This window comes from Actinoplanes sp. NPDC051343 (genome assembly GCF_044455125.1).
Classification (GTDB): Bacteria; Actinomycetota; Actinomycetes; order Mycobacteriales; family Micromonosporaceae; genus Actinoplanes.
In genome coordinates, this window is sequence record NZ_JBITEL010000006.1 from 402,568 (window position 1) to 423,134 (window position 20,567).

General features: G+C 71.0%; 24 protein-coding genes. 13 read left to right on the top strand and 11 right to left on the bottom strand.

The window, feature by feature from the left end; translation table 11 throughout:
• Positions 1-59: 59 nt before the first annotated feature.
• Positions 60-638, top strand: coding sequence for a TetR/AcrR family transcriptional regulator (locus ACIA5C_RS22070; protein ID WP_396057346.1), 579 nt, complete (start codon positions 60-62; stop codon positions 636-638).
• A gap of 100 nt (positions 639-738) precedes the next feature.
• Positions 739-2,559 (top strand): RICIN domain-containing protein, encoded by a 1,821-nt coding sequence (locus tag ACIA5C_RS22075; protein WP_396057348.1) that lies wholly within the window; start codon positions 739-741, stop codon positions 2,557-2,559.
• 39 nt (positions 2,560-2,598) lie between these two features.
• Here ACIA5C_RS22075 and ACIA5C_RS22080 read toward each other — a convergent pair whose 3' ends face one another.
• From ACIA5C_RS22080 to ACIA5C_RS22090, 3 genes are all read right to left on the bottom strand, one after another.
• A complete protein-coding gene (locus tag ACIA5C_RS22080) occupies positions 2,599-3,714 on the bottom strand; it encodes a hypothetical protein (RefSeq protein ID WP_396057350.1) in 1,116 nt (371 codons plus the stop codon).
• A complete protein-coding gene (locus ACIA5C_RS22085; RefSeq protein WP_396057352.1) occupies positions 3,644-4,228 on the bottom strand; it encodes a SigE family RNA polymerase sigma factor in 585 nt (194 codons plus the stop codon). The genes ACIA5C_RS22080 and ACIA5C_RS22085 overlap by 71 nt, the downstream gene beginning before the upstream one ends.
• 123 nt (positions 4,229-4,351) lie before the next feature.
• The gene (locus ACIA5C_RS22090) at positions 4,352-5,026 is read right to left on the bottom strand and encodes a haloacid dehalogenase type II (RefSeq protein ID WP_396057354.1); all 675 of its coding nucleotides are present in this window, start codon (positions 5,024-5,026) and stop codon (positions 4,352-4,354) included.
• Positions 5,027-5,296: 270 nt separating this feature from the next.
• Between ACIA5C_RS22090 and ACIA5C_RS22095 the strand changes: the two genes are divergently transcribed.
• A complete protein-coding gene (locus tag ACIA5C_RS22095) occupies positions 5,297-6,343 on the top strand; it encodes a M15 family metallopeptidase (RefSeq protein WP_396057356.1) in 1,047 nt (348 codons plus the stop codon).
• 13 nt (positions 6,344-6,356) lie between these two features.
• Here ACIA5C_RS22095 and ACIA5C_RS22100 read toward each other — a convergent pair whose 3' ends face one another.
• From ACIA5C_RS22100 to ACIA5C_RS22120, 5 genes are all read right to left on the bottom strand, one after another.
• Positions 6,357-6,767, bottom strand: a complete 411-nt coding sequence (locus ACIA5C_RS22100) for a PPOX class F420-dependent oxidoreductase (RefSeq protein ID WP_396057358.1) — start codon at positions 6,765-6,767, stop codon at positions 6,357-6,359.
• A gap of 65 nt (positions 6,768-6,832) precedes the next feature.
• Positions 6,833-9,556, bottom strand: a complete 2,724-nt coding sequence (locus ACIA5C_RS22105) for a phosphoesterase (protein WP_396057360.1) — start codon at positions 9,554-9,556, stop codon at positions 6,833-6,835.
• Between the two features lie 4 nt (positions 9,557-9,560).
• On the bottom strand, positions 9,561-10,913 hold the full coding sequence (locus tag ACIA5C_RS22110; RefSeq protein WP_396057362.1) for an ABC transporter permease: 1,353 nt from the start codon (positions 10,911-10,913) through the stop codon (positions 9,561-9,563).
• Positions 10,910-11,818: an ABC transporter ATP-binding protein gene (locus ACIA5C_RS22115; RefSeq protein ID WP_396057364.1), complete on the bottom strand. Its 909-nt coding sequence runs from the start codon at positions 11,816-11,818 to the stop codon at positions 10,910-10,912. Before ACIA5C_RS22115 ends, ACIA5C_RS22110 begins: the two co-directional genes overlap by 4 nt.
• A gap of 89 nt (positions 11,819-11,907) precedes the next feature.
• Complete coding sequence (locus ACIA5C_RS22120) at positions 11,908-12,243, bottom strand: PASTA domain-containing protein (RefSeq protein ID WP_396057366.1); 336 nt, start codon at positions 12,241-12,243, stop codon at positions 11,908-11,910.
• An 18-nt stretch (positions 12,244-12,261) separates the two neighbouring features.
• On the opposite strand from ACIA5C_RS22120, the gene ACIA5C_RS22125 reads away from it, so the two are divergent.
• The 3 genes from ACIA5C_RS22125 (at position 12,262) to ACIA5C_RS22135 (ending at position 14,410) form a co-directional block, all read left to right on the top strand.
• Positions 12,262-13,581 carry a PQQ-dependent sugar dehydrogenase gene (locus tag ACIA5C_RS22125; protein ID WP_396057368.1) on the top strand — a complete coding sequence of 440 codons (1,320 nt, stop codon included), beginning with the start codon at positions 12,262-12,264 and terminating at the stop codon, positions 13,579-13,581.
• A gap of 240 nt (positions 13,582-13,821) precedes the next feature.
• Positions 13,822-14,124 (top strand): hypothetical protein, encoded by a 303-nt coding sequence (locus ACIA5C_RS22130; RefSeq protein ID WP_396057371.1) that lies wholly within the window; start codon positions 13,822-13,824, stop codon positions 14,122-14,124.
• Between the two features lie 40 nt (positions 14,125-14,164).
• The gene (locus ACIA5C_RS22135; protein ID WP_396057373.1) at positions 14,165-14,410 is read left to right on the top strand and encodes a hypothetical protein; all 246 of its coding nucleotides are present in this window, start codon (positions 14,165-14,167) and stop codon (positions 14,408-14,410) included.
• Here ACIA5C_RS22135 and ACIA5C_RS22140 read toward each other — a convergent pair.
• Positions 14,407-14,613, bottom strand: coding sequence for a hypothetical protein (locus ACIA5C_RS22140; protein WP_396057375.1), 207 nt, complete (start codon positions 14,611-14,613; stop codon positions 14,407-14,409). The genes ACIA5C_RS22135 and ACIA5C_RS22140 overlap by 4 nt on opposite strands.
• A gap of 38 nt (positions 14,614-14,651) precedes the next feature.
• Here ACIA5C_RS22140 and ACIA5C_RS22145 point away from each other — a divergent pair, with 38 nt between their 5' ends.
• From ACIA5C_RS22145 to ACIA5C_RS22160, 4 genes are all read left to right on the top strand, one after another.
• Entirely contained in the window at positions 14,652-15,419 is a 768-nt protein-coding gene (locus tag ACIA5C_RS22145; RefSeq protein WP_396057378.1) for an esterase/lipase family protein, read from the top strand.
• Between the two features lie 88 nt (positions 15,420-15,507).
• Positions 15,508-16,089 (top strand): LemA family protein, encoded by a 582-nt coding sequence (locus ACIA5C_RS22150; protein ID WP_396057380.1) that lies wholly within the window; start codon positions 15,508-15,510, stop codon positions 16,087-16,089.
• Positions 16,082-17,788 carry a DUF2207 family protein gene (locus ACIA5C_RS22155; RefSeq protein ID WP_396057382.1) on the top strand — a complete coding sequence of 569 codons (1,707 nt, stop codon included), beginning with the start codon at positions 16,082-16,084 and terminating at the stop codon, positions 17,786-17,788. Before ACIA5C_RS22150 ends, ACIA5C_RS22155 begins: the two co-directional genes overlap by 8 nt.
• Before the next feature lie 43 nt (positions 17,789-17,831).
• Positions 17,832-18,713 (top strand): UbiA prenyltransferase family protein, encoded by an 882-nt coding sequence (locus ACIA5C_RS22160; RefSeq protein WP_396057384.1) that lies wholly within the window; start codon positions 17,832-17,834, stop codon positions 18,711-18,713.
• On the opposite strand, the gene ACIA5C_RS22165 is transcribed toward ACIA5C_RS22160, so the two are convergent.
• Complete coding sequence (locus ACIA5C_RS22165; RefSeq protein ID WP_396057386.1) at positions 18,701-18,910, bottom strand: hypothetical protein; 210 nt, start codon at positions 18,908-18,910, stop codon at positions 18,701-18,703. The genes ACIA5C_RS22160 and ACIA5C_RS22165 overlap by 13 nt on opposite strands.
• A 30-nt stretch (positions 18,911-18,940) precedes the next feature.
• Between ACIA5C_RS22165 and ACIA5C_RS22170 the strand changes: the two genes are divergently transcribed.
• Both ACIA5C_RS22170 and ACIA5C_RS22175 read left to right on the top strand, forming a co-directional pair.
• Positions 18,941-19,216, top strand: a complete 276-nt coding sequence (locus tag ACIA5C_RS22170; RefSeq protein WP_396057388.1) for a hypothetical protein — start codon at positions 18,941-18,943, stop codon at positions 19,214-19,216.
• A 103-nt stretch (positions 19,217-19,319) separates the two neighbouring features.
• Complete coding sequence (locus ACIA5C_RS22175) at positions 19,320-19,598, top strand: hypothetical protein (RefSeq protein WP_396057391.1); 279 nt, start codon at positions 19,320-19,322, stop codon at positions 19,596-19,598.
• Between the two features lie 4 nt (positions 19,599-19,602).
• On the opposite strand, the gene ACIA5C_RS22180 is transcribed toward ACIA5C_RS22175, so the two are convergent.
• The gene (locus ACIA5C_RS22180; protein ID WP_396057393.1) at positions 19,603-19,998 is read right to left on the bottom strand and encodes a VOC family protein; all 396 of its coding nucleotides are present in this window, start codon (positions 19,996-19,998) and stop codon (positions 19,603-19,605) included.
• Positions 19,999-20,044: 46 nt separating this feature from the next.
• On the opposite strand from ACIA5C_RS22180, the gene ACIA5C_RS22185 reads away from it, so the two are divergent.
• On the top strand, positions 20,045-20,539 hold the full coding sequence (locus ACIA5C_RS22185; protein WP_396057395.1) for a hypothetical protein: 495 nt from the start codon (positions 20,045-20,047) through the stop codon (positions 20,537-20,539).
• The last annotated feature ends 28 nt before the right edge of the window (positions 20,540-20,567 follow it).

Sequence of the window (20,567 nt, forward strand, 5' to 3'; positions counted from 1 at the left end):
TTGTCCCGTCACTGTAACAGGGTGATGGGACAAGAGTCCCATCACCTATGATGGGCCGCATGGGCCGATGGGAACCGGGTGCGCGCGAACGCCTCGTGCTGGCCGCGGTCGACCTGTTCACCGAGCAGGGGTACGACGCGACGACGGTCACGCAGATCGCCGAACGAGCCGGAGTTACCAAGAGCACCTTCTTCCGGCACTTCCCCGACAAGCGCGAACTGCTGGTCGCCGGGCAGGAGACGATGAGCCGCCTGCTGGCCGAGGGCATCGCCGAGGCGCCGGCCGACGCGTCACCGCTGGCGGCGGTCGCGGCCGGGCTCGTGCGCGCGTCGAGCACGATGGGCCCGATGAACCGGGAGCTCGCCCCGCGGCTGAAGGCGGCGATCGCCGCGAGCACTGAACTGCAGGAACGCGACGCCCTCAAGAGCGTGAGCCTGGCCGCCGCGATGACCGCCGCGCTCGTCGCGCGCGGCGTGCCCGGCCCGACCGCCGAGCTCGCGGCCGAGCTGGGGCTGCTCGCCTTCAAGCGGGCCTTCGCCGAGTGGTCCGAGGGCGACCGCGACACGGCCGACGACTTCGCCCGGCGGGCGGTGGCGGCCTTGGAGCAGCTCCGCGCGGCAGGCGCCTCGCTGCGTTGAGCGAATAAAAATAAACCTTACTAACAGTGGTTGACATCCATTCATGTAAACCTGTCCACTCTTGTGGACAGGTTCTCGATATATCTCCCCCGGAGGTCCTGTGAAACCCCATCCCCACCGCCGAGGCCGGCTGGCCGCGGCCGTCGCCCTGGCCGCGGCGACCGCGATCTCGACACCGGTCGCGGCGCACGCCGCAGCGGCTACCGTCTCGGTCACCGTCGACCCGACCCACCCGTCCGGCGCACTGCCGTCCGACTACCTCGGCCTGTCCTACGAGGAGTCGATCGTCGCCGGCACCGCGCTCGACAGCACCAAGGGCAACCTCGCCCACCTGCTCGACACCCTGACCCCGGCCGGCCACCTCCGGTTCGGCGGCAACTCGATGGACAACAGCACCTGGTGGCAGCCGGGCAACCTGGCCCAGCCGTCGTGGGCCACCAACGTCGTCGACCGCACCGCGCTCAACCGGGTCGTCGCGCTGAGCAACGCCACCGGCTGGAAGGTCGAGTACGGCGTCAACCTCAAGCACTACGACCAGGCGAGCGTGGCCGACGAGGTGCCGTACGCCGCCTCCGCCTTCGGTTCCAAGCTGCTCGGCGTCGAGTGCGGCAACGAGCCCGACCTCTACCCCAGCTACAGCTACACCACCTATCACCCGCAGTGGCAGACCTGCGCCAACACGGTCGGCAGCACCGCCAAGCTGATCGGCCCCAACTGGTCCGGTGTCGTACCGTCGCAGTTCCTCGACGACGAGAAGGCCCGGCTGTCGTTCGCGGCCGCCCACTACTATCCGCTGAGCAACTGCGGCGGCAGCACGGCCACGATCGCGCAACTGCTGTCGAGCACCACCGCGACCAACGCCACCAACCGGTTCGTCACCGACGTCGGCCTGGCCGGCGCGCGTGGCCTGTCGTTCCGGATGGACGAGACCAACTCGTCGGCCTGCAGCGGCACGCCCGGGGTCAGCAACGTCTACGCGTCCGCGCTGTGGGGCATCGAATACCTGCTGTCCGGCGCCCAGAACGGCGTCACCGGCATGAACTTCCACGGCAACCTGGACGTCTGCGGCGTCACCTACACGCCTATCTGCGCCGCCAACGCCACCGACAAGGCCAACAACGCGTACGGCCCGGCGCCGCTCTACTACGGCATGCTGATGGTCTCGAGGATGGGCACCGGCTCGTTCCTGCCGGCCACGGCGTCCGGCTCGGTGCGGGCCTTCGCGGTGCGCCAGGCCGACGGCAGCACCCGGGTCATGCTCCTAGACAAGGACGCGCCGGGCGGAACACCGGTCAGCGTCCAGGTCAGCGGGGTCGGCGGCAACACCGCCACGGCGGTCACGATGACCGGCTCATCGTTGACCTCCACCGCTTCCGACGTACGCGTTCAGGGCGCCCAAGTGGGCGGCGATGGCGCTATCTCCGTACCGTCGGGAACCGCAATTGCCGCCGGAGCCGGCGGCTATCCGGTGAGCGTGCCCACCGGCAGTGCCGTGCTTTTGACCATCCCGCCCGGCGGAACGCTCCCGCCGCCGGCCTCGCACGCGATCGTCGGGCAGGCCAGGGGCAAATGCCTCGACATCACCGGCCACGCGACCGCCGACGCGACCCCGATCCAGCTGTGGAGCTGCACCGGCGCCGACAACCAGGCGTGGTCGCTCAGCGGCGGCGCCGTCACCAACCCGGCGAGCGGGAAATGCCTGGACGTGGCCGCCGCGAGCGCGACCAACGGCGCCGCGGTCCAGCTCTACACCTGCAACGGGACCGGGGCCCAGCAGTGGTCCCTGGCCGCGAACGGCCAACTGGTGAACGCGAACTCGGGCAAGTGCCTGGACGCGGTGAGCAAGGGGACCGTGAACGGGACCAAGCTGCAGATCTGGAGCTGCACCGCTGCCTCCAACCAGATCTGGTCGTTGTCGTAATCTGGAGCGGCCCGGCTCTTCCAAGCCGGGCCGCTTTCGTCAGGCGTTCGGGACGACCCAGGTGCTCGGGTCGCTGAGGTCCTTCAACTTCAGCCCCTCGGCGATCTTCTTGACGACCGCGTCGGGCTGGTCCCACGAACCGACGCCGATCAGATAGTCACCGTGCACGATCGTGCACTCCTGCCGGCCGGGGAAGCAGTTCAGGCCCTCGACCAGGTGTTCCTTGGTGTCGCGGGCGCGCGACACCCCGATCACCACGGTGCTTGGCGCCGACTCGTCGAGCAGCAGGGCCGGATTGGCCTCCGGGCCCGGGTGCAGGATGAGCGTCGACAGCGAGGTGCTGGTCGCCACCGGGGTCTGGGTGACCGCCACCGCCTGCCAGCCCTTCGGCAGATAACCCAGTTTGTAGGGCACCTTGAGCTGCTGCTTCCTGGCCGAGGTGATCAGCCCGGCCGCGATCTGGATCGCATCGGCCCGGGGCAGCGGGCCGTGCTCGTAGTTCGGGACCAGCGTCGCCCACGCTCCGGTCCGGTATTGCCAGGCCAGCGCCGTCCGCACGAACTTGTTGCTCTCGTTGCCGGGCTGGGAGTAGGTGAAATCGATCGCGAACCCGGGCCGGTCACCGATCTTGACCGTGTACTTGTCGCCGATCTTCAGGGTCGCGTCCTCACCGAACGCGAACGACCCCGGGTCGTACACGCCGGGCGCGTAGACGGTGAGCGTCGACCCCGCGTAGGGATAGTTGACGTGGGTGTCGTCGTCCTCCCAGGTCTCGCCGTCCTTGTAGACCGGCATCTGCTGGTAGCCCGCGGCGACCTGCCCGGCCGGGCCGACCTGGTAGGCGCCCGCCCGGTAGCTCCCGAGCGTCGAGCTGAAGTCGACGTGCTTGATCGGCAGCGCCTTCTCGATCGGCCGCGGCCCGGTGGGCCCCGACGGGATCGGCTCACCCGCGACCTCCATGTTCGGCGTGCCGCCGGGAAGCAGGGTGGCGGTCATGACGATGCCGAGGCAGGCCGCGATGCCCGCGGCGGTGATCCCGAGCCTACGCCTGGTCCTGCGCCGTTTGGCGCGGGCGATGATGTCGTCAGTCGTCGTGTGGGGCGCCGGCGCCCCGCCCCGCACCGACTCTAAGACGTCCTGAATGTCGTACGACATTGCCGTTCCCTTCCTCCGCGTGCAGGGTGATGTCTTCAGCGGCCAGTACGGCCCGCAACGTGTCCAGCCCCCGCGCGCTCTGGCTCTTGACGGTGCCGGGCCGGCACCCCAGGATCTCCGCGGTCTCCTCGACGCTGAGACCCTCGAGGAACCTCAGGACGAGCACGGCCCGCTGGCGCTTCGGCACATGGCTCAGGGCGGCGGACAGCCGCAGACGTTCGTCGACCTCGCCCGACGGATCGGGCCCGGCCACGTCGGGCAGCGCGTCACCGACCGCCCGCTCCCGGCGCCAGGGCCGCCGCTTCTCGTGGATCGCGGCCCGGACCACCATCGTCCGGGCGTACGCGTCGGGCGCGGTAACTTTGCCCCAGCGCAGATAAAGCTTGGCCATGGCCCCGGCGACCGCATCCTCCGCGGCCTGCCAGTCACCACAGGTCACGTAGGCCAGCGCACGCAGCGGCTCGAACCGCCCGCGGACGAACTCGCGGAATTCGTCCGCGTCTTCGGCTCCCAAGGTGGGTCCTCCCTTCGTCACCGCTAAGAGGCGCGGCGGCGCGGGCGGGGTTGCACGCACACCGAGATTGGTGAAATCGACTGTCTACCAGGAGCCGGCAACCGAGGCGGGCCTCGGCCCGGTTCAGTCGGCGCTGGCCTGGATGATCTGGTCGGCGACCTCGGTCAGGGACGGGCCGGTGATGTCCGGCTGCGGGCCGAGCGGGCTTGCCACCACGCCCGGCCGCTGGACCAGGGCGGCCCGGCACCCGGCGGCCAGGGCGCCGGAGATGTCCCAGGCGTGTGCGGCCACCAGGCGTACCGAAGCAAGCGTGACGCCGAACCGCTGCGCGACCGCCCGGTAAGGCTCGGGGGCCGGCTTCAGCCGGCGCACCGAGTCGGCCGACATGACCGAGTCGAACTGGTCGCGGAGGCCGGCGTTGGCGATCTGGGCCTCGGCGACCGCCTGCACCGAATTGGTCAGCGCCACCATGGTCACCCCGGTGGCCCGCAGCCGGGCCAGTGCCGCCGGCACCTCCGGGTGCGGCGGCAGCGAACTCATCGCTCCGACGATCGCCGCGGACTGCGCCGCGGAGATCACCTTTCCGGTACGCGCGGAAAGCATCCGGAGCGCCGCGTGCTGCGCGGTCGTGAAGTCGACGTATTCGCCGGTCAGCCCGCCGACGAAGGACAACTGGAGCATCTGCGCGAACCATTGCTGGCGTAGCCCGGCATCGCCGAAGACGTCGGCGAACCGGGGGTCGAGCGCCCGCAGGTCGAGCAGGGTCTCGTTGACGTCGAACGCGATGACCGTCGTCATGGATTTACCGCCTTTCAGTCAGCTCATCAGCGTCGTCGACCGGTCTGTTCCTTACCGGCCGGGCGTCGGCAGCCGAGACCGGCCGGGCGTCGGCAGCCGAGACCGGCCGGGCGCCGGCAGCCGAGACCGGCCGGGCGCCGGCAACCGAGCCGCACCCGGCGTACCCCGCCGGCGCACCCGGGGATTTCTCAAGCGGTGGCCTGCGTCACCGATCGGAACCCATGCTCGCGGGTCGCCTGTCCCGCGTCGACCTGGGGAGGCCGTGGCGCTGTGAAAAAACCGATGCTCGCTCTGGCGGTATTGCTGGCCGTCGCCGGTTCGGCCGTACCCGCACAGGCCGCCGATCCCGCGCCCGCCGACGCCAACGCCGGAGTCACCTGGGCGCAGCTGATGAGGCGGAAGCTCGACCTCGACACGGCGTCGGTCAAGCTCAACGCGTCGCTGCCGGGGCTCAAGGCGGCCGTCCCGGCCCGGAACGCCGACCTGGTCAAGGCGCAGATGGCGGCCACCACCGCGGCCATCGCGCTGGCCGGGGTGACCGTGAAGGACGAGGCCGCCAAGGCGAGCCTTGCGGCGGCGAAGACCGCGGCGGCCGGCGCGAAGACCGCGCTGACCGCGGCGCAGAAGGCGAAGCCGGTCAGCAAGACCAAGGTTGCCGCCGCCCAGAAGGCCCTCGACTCGGCCAACGCGACCGTGAAGACCCGCGACGCGGCACTGCGGACGGCCTGGAACGGGCTGGTCGCGGCCCGCACGGTGCAGACCTCGTCGGCCGCCCGGGTCGCGACGGCCACGACCGCGATCGTCGCCGCCAATCAGGCGGTGGCCGACGCGCAGCAGAAGATCGCCGGTATGCCCGCGCTGATCGCGTCGGTGGCCGGGCAGGCGTCCGGCCTCAGCCAGGACGTCGTCGACCAGAGCCGGGCCACGTTCACCGTCGCGAACACGACCAAGGTGTACGGGATCACGGTCAACAAGGCCGTGGCGTACCCGTTCCAGCGCATGATCGACGACGCCGCGAAGGCGGGGGTCAAGCTGTCCGGCGGCGGTTTCCGCACCAAGGCGCAGCAGATCGCGCTGCGCACCACCAACGGCTGCCCGGACGTGTGGACCGCGCCGGCCTCGTCGTGCCGGGTGCCGACCGCCATCCCCGGCCGGTCGCTGCACGAACTGGGCCTGGCGGTCGACCTGAGCACCGGCGGCAAGACGATCCCCAACCACGCCAGCCCGGCCTACAAGTGGCTGGCCGCCAACGCCTCGAAGTACGGCTTCGTGAACCTGCCGTCCGAGGCCTGGCACTGGTCGATCACGGGCAGCTGACCGCCGGGCCGGGTCACGCGTCGCGGAGCTTGCCCCAGGCGTGCCAGCGCTCGACCTCGACCTGGCAGCTCACGCGCGGGCTGGTGCGGTCGGGGTAGGCGTTTCCGTTGTAGTGCGTCGACAGGCGGTCGATGTCCCGCAGGCCCTCGTCGTCGGCGATCGACACGACGCGGCCCTGGACGCTGACGTGGGTGTACCAGTCGTCGCTCGCCAGCACGGTCAGCGAGATGCGCGGGTCGCGCCGGATGTGCTTGATGCGGACCCGGGTCGCGTCGAGGCCGAGCAGGATGCGGCCGTCGTCCTCGAACAGGTACCACGTGGCGACGGACACCGGGCGGCCGTCCGCGGCGACGGTGGCCATGACGGCCGGGTTGGGCTGGCGGAGCAGTTCGATGACCGCGTCGGGCATGGGCTCGGAAGACATGGGCACCAGCCTAGATCAGCCCCCGGTTCGCGCCACGCGCAAACCGGGGGCCGGGACCTGAACGGTCAGTCGGTGTCGGTCGACGGGAGGTAGGAGCCGGGCACCGCGTCGGGAGCGAAGATCTTGCTCTCGCCGGGGTACGGCTTGGCCCAGTCGTGCGACTGGTACCAGGTGAAGTGGTTCATCTGGGCCGGGGCGGCGAAGTCCGGCACCGCGTTCGGGCCGGTCAGCCGCTGCTGTGCCTTCCACGCGTCCCACTGCTTGGCGACCGGTTGCTCGGCGGCCGGCACCGTCGCCTTCGGGGCGGCGGCGGCCTTCGGGTCCTGCGGTGCCGGGGTGTCGGCGCCGCACGGCGGCAGCGTCGAAAGGCCCAGCGTGAGCGGGGTCCGGTTGGGCAGCGCGGTGAACGGCGTGTAGTTCGGTTTCGCCGTGAAGGCCGTGGTCATCGGGGTGGCCGCGGTGTCCTTCTGGTTCATCGGGTGGATGCCGAGGATCTGCTCGATGGTCCGGATCATCGTGATCTGCGAGTAGTAGTGGTCGTCCACGACGCCGCGTTGGGCGTACGGGCTGATGATCTGGATCGGCGCGCGGTGGCCGTCGATGTGGTCGAGACCGGCCTGGGAGTCGTCCTCGACCACGAAGATCGCGGAGTCCTTCCAGTACTTGCTGTGCGAGATCTCGTCGACGATCCGGCCGACCGCGAGGTCGTTGTCGGCGACCTGGGCGGCACTGTTCGGCGGGCCGCCGGTGTGGTCGCTGGACAGCCAGAACATGTTGAGGTTGGCCGGCCCGTTCTTCTCGAAGTCCTGCTTGAAGATCTGCTCCCGGTAGACGTCCGGGACGCTGGTGTCGAACTTCGGGAAGGCGGGGACCGACACGTTGTTCAGCGACGGGATCGGCGAGGACGAGGCCAGCTTGTAGGCCGACGGTTCGCCGGTGTTCGCCATGTTCTTCGCGTCGCAGTACAGGTTCTGCCAGCTCGAACCGGCCGGCTTGGTGAGGAACTGGTGGAACTCGCCGAAGTCCCGTACGGAATTGCCGGCGGCCTGGGCGCCGGACCAGATGAAGCCGCTCTTCTGGTGTCCGAGCGCGTCGTCCTCGGTGTCGTAGCTGCGCAGGTATTCACCCGCCGACGACTCGGTGTACTCCGGGTTGTCGGCCTGCATCAGCCAGTTGTGGCCTTCGGCGGAGTTGGTGCCGATGTCGTACGTGTTGTCGTAGAGCCCGAACTGGGCCGCGAGCGCGTGGTTGTTGGGGGTCACGTTCGCGCCGAACTCGGCCAGCGCCGGGTCGCCGTTGCCCTGCGACATGTCGCCGAACATCTGGTCGTAGGTGCGGTTCTCCTTGACCAGCAGGAACACGTGCTTGATGGTCGACGGGTCGCCGAGGCGGGCGGGCACCGGGACCGGCTTCGCCTTCTTGCCGGCCGCCTTCTTGAGCGAGTCCTGGGTCCAGCCGTTCTGCAGGTAGACCTTGCCCGTGTCGACGATGATCTGGCGATCGGCCGGCAGCTTGAACTCGGTCAGGCTGGACGTCGTGTCGTGCGTGCCGTGCCCGGCGGCCGTGGTCGGCCGGCGCGCGTCGATGCCCCGGGTGTTGGAGACCAGCACCTGGTCGCCGACGGTCGCGATCTCGGCCGGGAAGTAGTCGGTCGGCAGCAGGCCGACGTAGCTGACCGGGGTGAGCGCGCTGGTGTAGCGGAACACCGCGACCGCGTTGGCCCGGCCCAGCGTGACCAGCAGGTGACCGTCCCTGGTCATGGTGATCGCGTTGGGCTCGTATCCGACTGTCGCTTCCGGCCACGGCCGGGTCGCGATCGTCTGTACGACCTTGTTGCGCGTGGTGTCGATGACCGAGACGTTGTTGTCGGCCGTGTTCGCCACGAACAGCACCTTGCCGTGGGCGTACAACGCGGTCGGGTGAAGCCCGACGTTGATCGTCCCGACCGGCGCCGAGGCGGAAAGTGTGTCGATGACGCTGACCGTGCCGGTCGTCGTCGCACCGGTGACCGGGTTGGCCGGCACCTGCGTGTTGTACGAGTTGATCGTCGTCTCGCCGGGACGGGCCGCGCGGCCGCCCTCGTTGCTGACGTACAGCTTCGAGCCGATCATGGCCAGGTCGCGCGGGGCGTTGCCGGTGGTCCAGCTCGCGGTGATCGTGCCGGTCGCCGTGTCGATGGCGACGACCCGGTTCTGGCCGTTGACCGCCGAGTACGCGGTCCTGCCGTCCGGGGTGAACACCGCCGCGCCGGCCAGCGCGTGCTTCGGCCCGTCGGCCGGGATCGTGATGAACGTCGGGTTGGCGAGGGAGCCGTCCGCGTTCACGTCGAACCTGCGGTAGCCGTCGGTCTGGCCGAGCCACAGCTGCTTGCCGTCGGGCGAGTAGCTCGGGCCTTCCTGGCCGACGTCGTTGCCGCTGATCTTCAGGTCGGCGGCGGCGTTGTTGCCGATCACCTGCTGGACCTTGTAGTCCTTCAGGTTCACGATGTCGAGCGCCACGCCGCCGTCGGTCACCGCGGCGGCGAGGTGGGTGCCGTCCGGGCTGACCTGCGACGACATGATCTTGCCGCTGTTGATGACGAGGCGCTTGCCGATCGGGTCGAGGTACTGGTCCGACGAGATCGTCAGGCCTTCCCTGCCCGGCTGGCCGACCTGGTCGTGCCCGAATTGATGGGTCGACCCGTAGGCCGCCCCGGTGCCGGCGGCGACGACAAGCGCCGTCGTGCCGGCGGTGACGGCGGGTAGCCGCAGCTTCTTCCGAACCCGCAGTCGCCTTTGTACCTGTTGCATGGAGCTATCCCTTCCGGGAGGTGGAGAGCAGGTCGACGTTGCCGTCGAACTGCCAGAGCGGATTCGGCTGGTCCCCGGCCGGGGACCGAACCAGGAAGTAGCCGTTCACTTCCTTCGGTCCGTCGCCGTCGGCGACGTACCGCCCGTCTGCGGTGATGTCGAGCTGGTAGATGGCCTGTCCGGGAGCCTGGACGCCGGGAAGGTGCCAGGTGACGACGCATCGCCAGTCGTTGCCCGGCCCGTCGGGGTCGAGCTTGCCGCCGCCCTTGTTGCAGTCGGCGGAGGTCTGTAGCTGGGCCTCGGTGACGGCCGGGCGGTTGAGCTCGGACGTCTGAAGGCGGTAGAGGTGCGCGAACGCGGTCGAGACCGAACGCTGCACCTTGCCCTGGTCGATGCCGGAGCCGGTCGCGCCGGTCGTCGCGGCGAGGACCGCGACGCTGACCACGATCAGGCCGGCCAGCGGCAGCGCGCCGCCGAGCAGCGCCCGCTTGCCGGCGCCGTCGGAGTTGACGCTGGTGAAGTCGCGGCGCACGAACAGCAGGTACGCCAGGGCGGTCGCCGCCACGGCCCACACCAGGCCGACCGCGACGCCGATCAGCAGCGGGCCGCGCTGGGCCGGGCTGGTGAGGAGACCGTTCCACGAGATGAAGGCGTAGCCGGGCAGGGCCAGCCGTACGGCGACCGGCAGCGGCAGCATCTGCGCCAGCTGGAGGGCGAGCGCGACGATCGCGGGCAGCAGCAGGCCCATCGGGGAGCGGCGCAGCAGCACCGAGCCGAGCAGGCCGATGCCGGCCAGGGCCAGGGTCGGTGCGATCGCGCAGGCCCAGGCCAGGAAGACCCGGCCGGCCGCGTCGCCGCCCGGCAGCAGGTCACCGTCGAGGCCGATCAGCGGCTGGTTGCCGACCGCCAGGACGCCGCCGAGCGACGCCGAGACGACCAGTCCGATCAGGAGCATCAGCAGGACGGTGAGACAGGCCAGAGTCTTGCTGACGAAGATCCGCCGGGGCGAACGGACCGAGACCAGCAGGTGACGCCAGGTGCCGAGGCGGTCCTCGGAGGCGAAGATGTCGCCGGCCACCACCGAGGTGAGCAGCGGCAGCGCCCAGGTGCCGGCGAAGCCGAGCATGACCAGCGGGCCGGCCCAGCCGGTGGCGTGCATCCAGCGGCCGAACAGGGTGTCGACCGGCAGGGTGCTCTGCCGGCTGACCGCGGCGACGAAGAGGCCGGGGGCGAGCCAGCAGGCCAGCACGAGCAGGCGGATGCGCCACTGGGCGAACAGTTTGACCATTTCCAAGCGGTAGCCGCGGTGGACGCTGACGGGCTTCCTGATCTCGGCGCGGAGCAGCGTGTCGGTCATTGAAGATCTCCGGTCAGGGCCAGGAAGGCCGCTTCGAGGGGCGAGACGAGGGGAGACAGCTCGCGGATCGCGACCTTGGCTTCGACCAGGCGGATGATCAGCTGGTCGAGGGCCGCCACCTCCGCGCGTACGACCAGAGCGTCGTCGCCGTCGGCGACCTTGACCCCCGCGGTTCGGATCGCGACCTTCCGGGCGGCCGGCGGGTCCGACGTGACCACGCGATAGTCGAGCTCGCGATTTTCCGAAGCCAGCTTGCTCAGCGGACCGGTGAAGACGACCCGGCCGAGGCTGAGGATCGTGACCTCGGAACACAGCGCCTCGACGTCGTCCATCCGGTGACTCGACAGGATCACCGTGGTGCCCTCGCCGGCCAGCCGCCGGAGGACATTGTGGACGTGTCGCGACCCGGACGGGTCGAGGCCGTTGGCCGGCTCGTCCAGCACGAGCAGCCGCGGCCGGGTGAGCAGCGCGGCGGCGAGCCCGAGCCGCTGGCGCATGCCGAGCGAGAACCCGTTCGCCTTCTCGTCGGCGACGGCGGCCAGACCGACCTCGGCCAGCACGTCGTCGATGCGGTCGGCGCTCTCCGCCCGCAACCGGGCCAGCGCGGCCAGATTCTGCCGGGCGGTGAGCGACGGGTAGAGGCCGGGGCCGTCGACGAACCCGGCGACCCCGTCCGGGGCGGCGAGCGCCCGCTTGATCGGTGTGCCGAGGATCTCGAGGCTGCCCCCGTCTGCGACGGCCAGGCTCAGCAGCAGACCGAGCAGTGTGGTCTTTCCGGCGCCGTTCGGGCCGACCAGGCCGTGGATCTGACCTTGCGGTACGTCGAGGTCGACGCCGTCGAGCGCGACGACCTCCCCGAAGCTCTTGGTGATCCGGCGAGCCCGGATGGCGAGGCGTGTGTCCATGGTGCCCTCTTTCGTGACTCCGACCGAACGTAGGAGAAGATCACGAAGAGAGACCACGACGTAGGTGAACGTCGATGGAACGGCAGGCGTCAGGGAATCGGCAGGACCCACTTGTGGTCGCCGATGCGGGCGCAACCGAGCACGATCTTGGCGTCGGGGGCCAGGTGGGCGCCGCTCTTGGCCGACTGTGCCCGCACGGTCCAGTTCTGCGGGAGCACGACCACGTGGTGGCCGTCGACCGTGCCGAGGTCGATGTTCTTGAAGCCGAGCTTCTTCAGCGAGTCCTGCGCGACGTCGGCGTTCTGCCCGACCACGTTCGGCATGGTGAGCAGGGCGGGAGTGGTGGACGGCGCGGATTGTCCGAGCGCGCTGGCGTCACAGCCGGCCAGCGCCAAGGTCAGGGCGAGCACTAAAGCGGCCTTCACCTGGCTAGAGTCTCAGAGATGGGAGGCTTGGCGAGGGCAGTAATTGGCGGCAGCCTGGTTTTGACGCTGGCCGCGTGTTCCGACTCGTCGGCCGGTGCGCCGCGGGCGACCGTGCCGTCGTCGGTCGGCCCGTCACTGGCCGCGGTGCCCGGGCTGGCCACCGCCACGGTGCGGACCCCGGCCGGCGACGACGCTTCGCCGTTCAACAAGAAGAGGCAACTTTCGGCCCCGCCGGGCTGGGAAGTGACGGTCTGGGCGCGGGTGCCCGGTGCGCGCCTGCTGGCCTGGACGCCGGACCGGCGACTGCTGGTGTCGCGGCCGTCGGCCGGCGACGTGGTCGTGCTGACCGCCTCGGGAACGGAGACGACGCTGGTCGGCGGCCTCGACCAGCCGCACGGGCTCGCGTTCGACGGCGACACGCTCTACGTGGCCGAAAGCAATCAGGTCGACACGTTCACCTACCGGGACGGGGCCGTTTCCGGCAAAAACGTCGTGGTGAGGGGCCTCCCGGACGCCAAGAGCGCCGAACTCGGCGGCGCCTACGCGCACGCCCTCAAGAGCGTGGCGATCGGCAAGGACAAGACCATCTACATCTCCGTCGGCTCGACCGGCAACGTCTCACCCGACGACCGCGACGCGACACCGGAACGGGCCACGATCCTCAAGGCGCCGCCGGGCGGCGGCACACCCACGACGTACGCCCGGGGCGTACGCAACGGCACCGGCCTGGCCATCGACCCGGACGGCGGGGTGTGGACCGCCGTGAACAACCGGGACAACGTGGCCTACCCGTACAACGGGCCGGAGCGGGGCGACGTCAAGCAGGACTACGTCAACGACCACCCGCTGGAACCCCTGGCCAAGCTCACGCCGGGACGCGACCTGGGCTGGCCCTACTGCAACCCCGACCCCGACCTCAAGCCCGGCGCGGCGGACACGCCGCTCAGCTACACCCACCGGCCGTTCGTGCGCGACCTGCAGACCAACGCCGGCGGCAGCAAGCTCGACTGCTCCGCGCTGCCCCCGGTCGAGCAGGGCATGGGCGCCCACTCGGCGCCGCTCGGCCTGAGCTTCGGCACGCTGCCCGGTGCGTACGGGGCGGGCGCGCTGGTCGGCGTCCACGGCTCATGGAACCGCAAGCCGCCGCGGGCCCCCGAGGTCTCGTTCTTCGCGTGGCGCGACGGCACCCTGGGCCCGCAGCAGACCTTGCTGTCCGGCTTCCAGAATGCCGACGGCTCCCGCTGGGGCCGCCCGGTCATGGCGGTCATGGGTCCCGACGGGGCGCTCTACGTCAGCGACGATCTGGCCGGCGCCATCTATCGGGTCACCGCCGGTTAGCCGTTCCGCCGCTGGGTGTGCCCGGCACCTGCTCCTACTTCAGCTGCATCGCGGCCTTGGGGGACGGCGTGGGCTACATGGAGCAGTGCGAGGACGGCATGGTCAGCATGTCCGGGCGCCGCTCCGGCTCATGTTCCCGGCACGGCGGCAACCGACGGCCGGCATATCAGCGTTGACGCAGCGGAAGTTGTCTATAAAGTGGCTGCCGGTTGATCTTCCGGTGCGTCGAGGGGTAGGGGCATGATCCCGCTGTGGCGAGAGCGCTGGGTCGAGCGGGAGAACGCCCGTCGCGGCGCCGCCTATAAGGCCTACTTCGACGCCTGGCAGCGCGAAGACGCTGACCTGCGGGCGGCCGGTGAGCAGTGGGCGGCGGCGGTCGCGGCGCATCAGCAGCATCGGCCGCTTCCGCCGCCGAGGGCCGACCCGGATCAGGCTCCCGGCACGGCCTGGTGGACGCCGACACGCGTCACCTGGATCTCGATAATCGGCGGACTGTTGCTCATCTGCCTCTGCGACAATCTCCTCAACCGCATCCTCGACTGAACGCCCAAATCGGGAATGTCGGAAGCGTACCGTCGGCAGCATGACCTACATCCAGTCTCCGCTGGCCCTGCCGCTCGCGATGCGGCTCGTCGCCAAGGCCACCCGGGCCCAGGTGGCGGCCGGTGAACCCGAGGACCCGTGGCCGCTGATCGGCGCGTCCGACGTCGAGGCCGACGCCGCGCTCTCCGGCGCACCGGCCGACCTGTCCAACGTCATGCGCGACGGCGACGGCGTAGCGGTCGGCGAACAAGACCTGGCCGCCGACCGCCACAACTCGGGGGTCTAACCGGCGAGAATCCGGCGGGCCTCCGCCTCGTCCTCGCGGTAGACCAGCACGTGCACGCCCTGCAGCTGCAACTGCGGCTCCTGCGCGCCCGCGTCGTCGGCCGTCACGCCCGCCCGCAGGCCGTTGCTGCGCAGCAGCCCCACGGCGATCTCCGCTTCGATGCGGCTGCCCACGGTAGCCACGGAAACGATGTTTTTCTCCACGGTCCAACTCCCCGGTCGGTCAAGAGCATGATGGAGTGGTGTCACCGCGACGGAAGTACCTGCTTCTGGGCGCCGCCGCGGTCGTACTGATCCTGATCATCGTCCTCGGCATCCGCCTTTTCGCCAACCGCGCCGACGACCACGGTCCCCGCCCCGACCAGGCGCTCCCCGGCACGGTCCTGCTCGTGCCCGGTTACGGCGGCAGCCGCTCCGCCCTGACCCGGCTGGCCGAGCGCCTGTCCGCCACCGGCCGGACCACTCAGGTGCTGACCCTGCCGGGTGAGGGCACCGGCGACCTGCTTGCGCAGGTCGAAACCCTCAATGCGGCCGTACGCGCGGTGCTGCGCAACGGCGCACCGTCGGTCGACGTGATCGGCTACTCGGCCGGCGGCGTGGTCACCCGGCTCTGGGTCGACCGCGACCACGGCGCCGAGTCGGCCCGCCGCATCGTGACGCTCGGCTCGCCACTGCACGGTGCGAAGATCGCCGGCCTGGGCGCCGCCCTCGCGCCGGACGCCTGCCCTCAGGCCTGCCGGGAGCTTGCACCGGGCAGCGACCTCCTCGACAGCATCGACAAGCCGCTACCCGCCGGCCTGCCCTGGCTCTCCATCTGGACCACCGACGACGAGACCGTCCAGCCACCCGACTCGGCCCGTCAGGCCGGTGCGGTCAACCTGCCGCTGCAGAGCATCTGCCCGTCGGCCCAGGTCTCGCACAGCGACCTCCCCACCAACCCGCAGATCGAGGCGCTGGTCGTCCGGGCGCTCGGCACCGGCCCGCTCACCGAGCCGACGACCTGTCCTTGAGGCGGGAGCCGCCGTCGGTGTCCGGACTGGACCGCCGCCGTTGGCCCGCGCCGGAGCGCGGTGGACGGCGTCCGCTATCTTGCCCCGCATGGCATCGATTGTCGCCATCGCACTGCTGGTCGTGGTCGTGGGCGTCGGCCTGCTCGCGGTCTGGCTCGTCATCGTCTACAACCGACTCGTCCGGATGCGCAACCAGGTCGACGCGTCCTGGTCGCAGATCGACGTGCAGCTCCGGCGGCGGCACGACCTGATTCCCCAGCTGGTCCAGACCGTCAAGGGATACGCGTCCCACGAACGCACCACCCTCGAGGCCGTGGTGGCCGCACGCGGCGCCGCCATGGCGCACCAGGGCGGCGACGCCGGCCGGGCCGACGCGGAAAACTCGCTGAGCCGGGCGCTGGGCCGGCTGATCGCGCTCGGCGAGGCGTACCCCCGGCTGCGGGCGAACGAAAACTTCGCGGCGCTGCAGCGCGAGCTCGCCACGACCGAGGACAAAATCGCGTACGCCCGGCAGTTCCTGACCTACGCCGTGCAGCAGTACAACACCGCGATCGAGAGCTTCCCCGCCAACCTGGTCGCCGCCCGGTTCGGGTTCGGCAAGCGGGAACTGTTCGCGGCGGCCGGCGAGGAACGCGACGCGGTCCCGGTCAGCTTCCAGTTCGATGCTTGAGATCGTCGTCGCGGCGGCCGCCGTAGGGCTCTGGCTGCTGGCGTACGCGTGCTGCCGGGCCGTGACCCGCACCGTGCTGCCGCCCACCGGGCCGGCCGGCATGGACCTCGGCCCGGAGCCGCCGGCCGTGGTCAGCATGCTGGTCAACGGGTGGTCGACGAGCGTGGACACGGCCGAGTCGACGGTGCTCGACCTGGCCGCGACCCGCTATTTCGAGCTGCGCCAGCCGGACGCCGACCCGTTCCGGACCACCATCCACCTCTCCCCGGCCCCGCCGGACGAGAGCGGGCTGCGACCCTACGAGCGGCAGGTGCTCGACCGGATCCGGGGGCTCGCGGTCGGCGGCGTCGTGCCGGTCACGGCGCTCGGCTTCCGCGACGACAACGAGTCCAAGGCCTGGAACAACCGGCTGCGGGCCGCGGTGGTCGCCGACGCGCGGGCGGCCGGTCTGTCCCGGCGGCGGTTCGGCCGGACGATGATGACGGCGCTGTACCTCGGCGCTGTCGCCGCCGGGCTGGTGTGCAGCTGGGTGACCGCGCACGCCACCTCGCCCTTCGGCGCGTTCCTCGCCTTCCTGCCGGTGGCGGCCCCGTTGGCGGGCCTGGTTCAGCACACCGGTGAGCGGGACACCCCGGCGGGCGTGGAAGCCGCCTCGCGCTGGTTCGGAGTGCAGGCCTGGCTTCGCAACCACGAGCAGTTCGCCGGGCTGCCCCCGTCGGCGGTGGCGATCTGGGACCGCTACCTCGCGTACGGCGCCGCGCTGGGCGTGACCGGGTGTGCCAGCGCCGTGCTCGACCTCGGGGTGGGCGACCGGCGGAGGGTCTGGTCCTCGTACCGCGGAGGCTGGCGCCGCATCCGGGTGCGTTACCCGGCGGCGTGGCCCTGGTCGGCGGCCACCACTCCGGCTCTGGTTCTGCGGGCCGCGCTGTTCATGGCGGTCGGCGCGGTCGTCCTGGCCGTCACCGGCCCGCCCCGCGGGTGGTCGCTGCCGGGGTACGCGCTGCTCGCCGTCGGCGTCTACATGCTGGTCCGCGCGGTGCTCGACGCGCAGCGGCCGGTGGACGTCACCGGCCAGGTGCTTCGGCGCCGGACGTGGCGGTCCGGGCTGGAATACCTGGTGATCGACGACGGCACCGCGGACCGGACGACCGCGTGGGGCCTGCCCGGCCGGTGGAGCGACCTCTGCCGCGAGGGCGACGTCGTGACGATCACGGCCCGGCCGTGGACGAGGCGCGTCGTCCAGGTGACCCGGCATTCGCGCGGTCCGGCCGCGGCCGGCGCCGGGGAACCGACTGGCGCGGTGGTGATGGACATCTTCGGCGAGGAGCGCCCGGTGCGGCTCGGCCCGCTCCCGGTGTCGGTCGAGGACGTGGCCCGGTTCGCCGGCCGGCCCGTGCACGCCCGGCCGGGGCCCCAACGCGTCGAGTTCCGCGCCGAGGACGACAACGCGCTCGTGCTCCGTGCCGAGTGGGCGTACGGAGCGTCCGGACGGCTCGCCTGGCAGCTCAACGGGCGCGGGCGGGGGACTCCGCTGCCCGGGATCGGCGACGAGGCGTACGCGGCCGGCAACCGGGTCGTGATGCGCGCGGGTGACCTGACGCTCCTGCTCATCGCGGTCGGCGCCGGCCGGATCGGCATACCGCACCTCCCGTGGCTGCTCAGCCGGTGCGCACACGACGGCCTCCAGGCGGCCGAGTAGCGATCTCAGCGGGGGCACAGGGCCCGGGGACGACGATGCGGGCATGACGGCGTTGTACGAACGTCCCGCTGCGGTGCTCGTCGCGGTGTCGCGGCCCTGGTTCTGGCCGGTGTCGTGGGTGCCCGCCTACCTCGGCACCGTGCTCGCCGGTCGCGCCTGGCTGCCCGCCCGCGAGGACGCCGCCCGGGCCGTCGTGGCGTTGCTGATCCTGGGCCCGCTGGTCTGGGGCGCGGTGCTGGCGCAGAACGACCTGCACGACCTGCCCAGCGACTGCGCGAACCCGCGTAAGGCGACCGCGCCGCTCGTGACCGGCGCGGTGTCCGTCGCCGATCTGCGGAGGTGGTACCGGGTGATCGCGCTTGCCGCGGTCGGGGCGGCGCTGTTCGTGGGCCCGCTGTTCGTGCTCGGCGTGGCCGGCGTACTGCTGCTCGGCTGGGCCTACAGTGTGCCGCCGTTGCGTCTGAAGACCCGGCCGGGCTGGGACGTCGCGGTCAATGCCCTCGTCGTCGGGGTGGTGTCACCGGTCGCCGGTTGGTCGATCACCCGCGCCCCGTGGCAGTTCCCGTGGCAGTTCGGCCTGATCGGGGTGTTGTTCGCCGCCGCACTGTACGTGCCGACCACGGTGACGGATCTGGCCGCGGACACGGGGGCCGGCGACACCACGTTCGCCGTGCGGCTCGGCGCGCGTTTCGCGTACGGGCTCGGACTCGCCCTATGGGGCGCGGCGCTCGCCGTGTCGGTGCTGTGCGCCGCGCTCGACGTCCTGGTGCCGCGCTCGACGCTGGTCGAGCAGCTGGTGATGGCGCCGGTGCTGCTGGCCGCGTACGCGGCTCTCACCCGCCGCCCGACGATCACCCGGATGGCCGCGGTCTCGATGGTGTTCGCCATACCGACCGTCGGCTTCGTGCGGGCCTATCTCGGGTAGGACACGCCCGGGACGCGCGTGCCGTCGAGAAATACCGTGATGACCGCCGCCGAGGCCTCCTCGGTGCCGACCCGGCCGCCGGCGGTCGTTTCGAGCGCCGCCTTGATGAGGCCGCTGTAGAGGACACTCAGCGTCTCCAGGGTGAGGCCGGCCCGGAGTGCGCCCTCGGCGATGCCCCGGCGGAAAAGCGCGCGCACCGGCTCGGTCGGCCGGGCGTCGGTGTCGGGGTGGTCGGCGGTCCGCTGACGGCCTCCGCCGGCCAGCACGGTGTACCGGTTGCCGACGGCGAGGAATCCGCGGGTCAGGCGTCCGATGGCCGCATCAGCACGGTTCTCGACGACCCGGACGCCATCTGCCTGACCAAGATCTGGACCGACAAGGCGGCACACGACACCGCGACCCGCTCCGACGTCGTGGTGTCGGCCACCGCTCGCGTGACAGCGTTGCTGGCGGGACGGCCGGAAGGTTCCTACGGCCACGTGGCACTCCGATGGGACGGATAGGCGCCGGAAACTTCCGGTTTCACCCACCCGTTATCGGTGGAACTGACGCTACAGCGCTCGACTGTGCGACATCTGCCCCGTGGGCCCGTTACGGTTGGCGACCATGACGACCTATTCCGGTCCGGCGAGGCTGACTCTCGTCGACGGCTCCCACGTGTCCGGCATGGCTTCGCTCAGCACCAACCAGCGCGGAGGCATCGAGGGCTGGGGCGGCACGTTTCGCCCCGACCAGATCAGCGATGACCTCCGCAACGCCGGTGAAGGGCTGTACCTGGAGCTGCCCTATGACCAGGTCGCGGCGGTGGCCGTGACCGGCTTCCGGAAGCTGCTCGCGACACAGATCCTGGTGTCCCTCACAGGGAGCGGACCGGCACCGTTCTGAGCCGTCACGACGGCCGGCCGGTGAGCTCGGCTTCGCCGCGGAGGATGCAGAACTCGTTGCCTTCCGGATCGGCGAGCACCACCCAGCCGGTTCCGTCGGTGTGGCGGCGGTCGGCCACCACTGTCGCACCCAGCTCGGTCAGCCGGGCCAGTTCGGCGTCGCGCGCGCGGTCGGCCGGACGCAGGTCGAGATGGATCCGGTTCTTGACCTGCTTGGCGTCCGGCACCTCGATGAAGAGCAGGCGGTGCCGCCGGTCGGCCGAGTGAATCATGCATTCCTCGTGGCCGGGCTCGTTCGGATCGTCCGGGTCTTCGCCGTAGTTCAGAACGGTCCGCCACCACCGGGACAGGGCATAGGCGTCGGCACAGTCGACGGTGGTGTGCGATATGTAAGACGTCATAGCCCGATGATCTCAAGGGCCGGCCCGGACCCGGAACGGAGAACGAATGGAGACCGTGGACTCGGACGCCCAGCTCATGCAACGAGTGCGGGACCACCTGCGGCCCGGCGAGACGCTCGGCGCCGTGACCCTGGCCAGCCGGGCCGACGAGCGTACGTCGGTCGGGGTGACCCGCGCCGAGATGTCGCCGTTCCGCTTCCGGTTCCGCCGGCCGGAGTCCGAGGGCGCCGGTGGCCGCCGCGGCGTGCAAGGTTCGCCGAGCAGTCTCGCCGTCGGTCTGGACCAGCACATCCGCATCGTCACCGATCCGCGGGTGCTGGCCCGGACCGACCGCCGCCTGCTGGTCCTGGCGAGGCGGCGGGGGCTGTTCCGCCCGGCCGCCGACCCGGTGCCGCCGCTGAGCCTGCTCTGGGAGTGCCCCCGGGAGGCTCTCGCATCGGCCTCCGAACGGGCCGGCCGTCTGCGCCTGGCCTTCACCGACGGATCGGCGATCACCCTGCTCACGCCGGCCACCGGCCTGCATTCCTTCCTCGCCGGCTGAAGGGGCCTAGGGCGTACCTGACGGATCA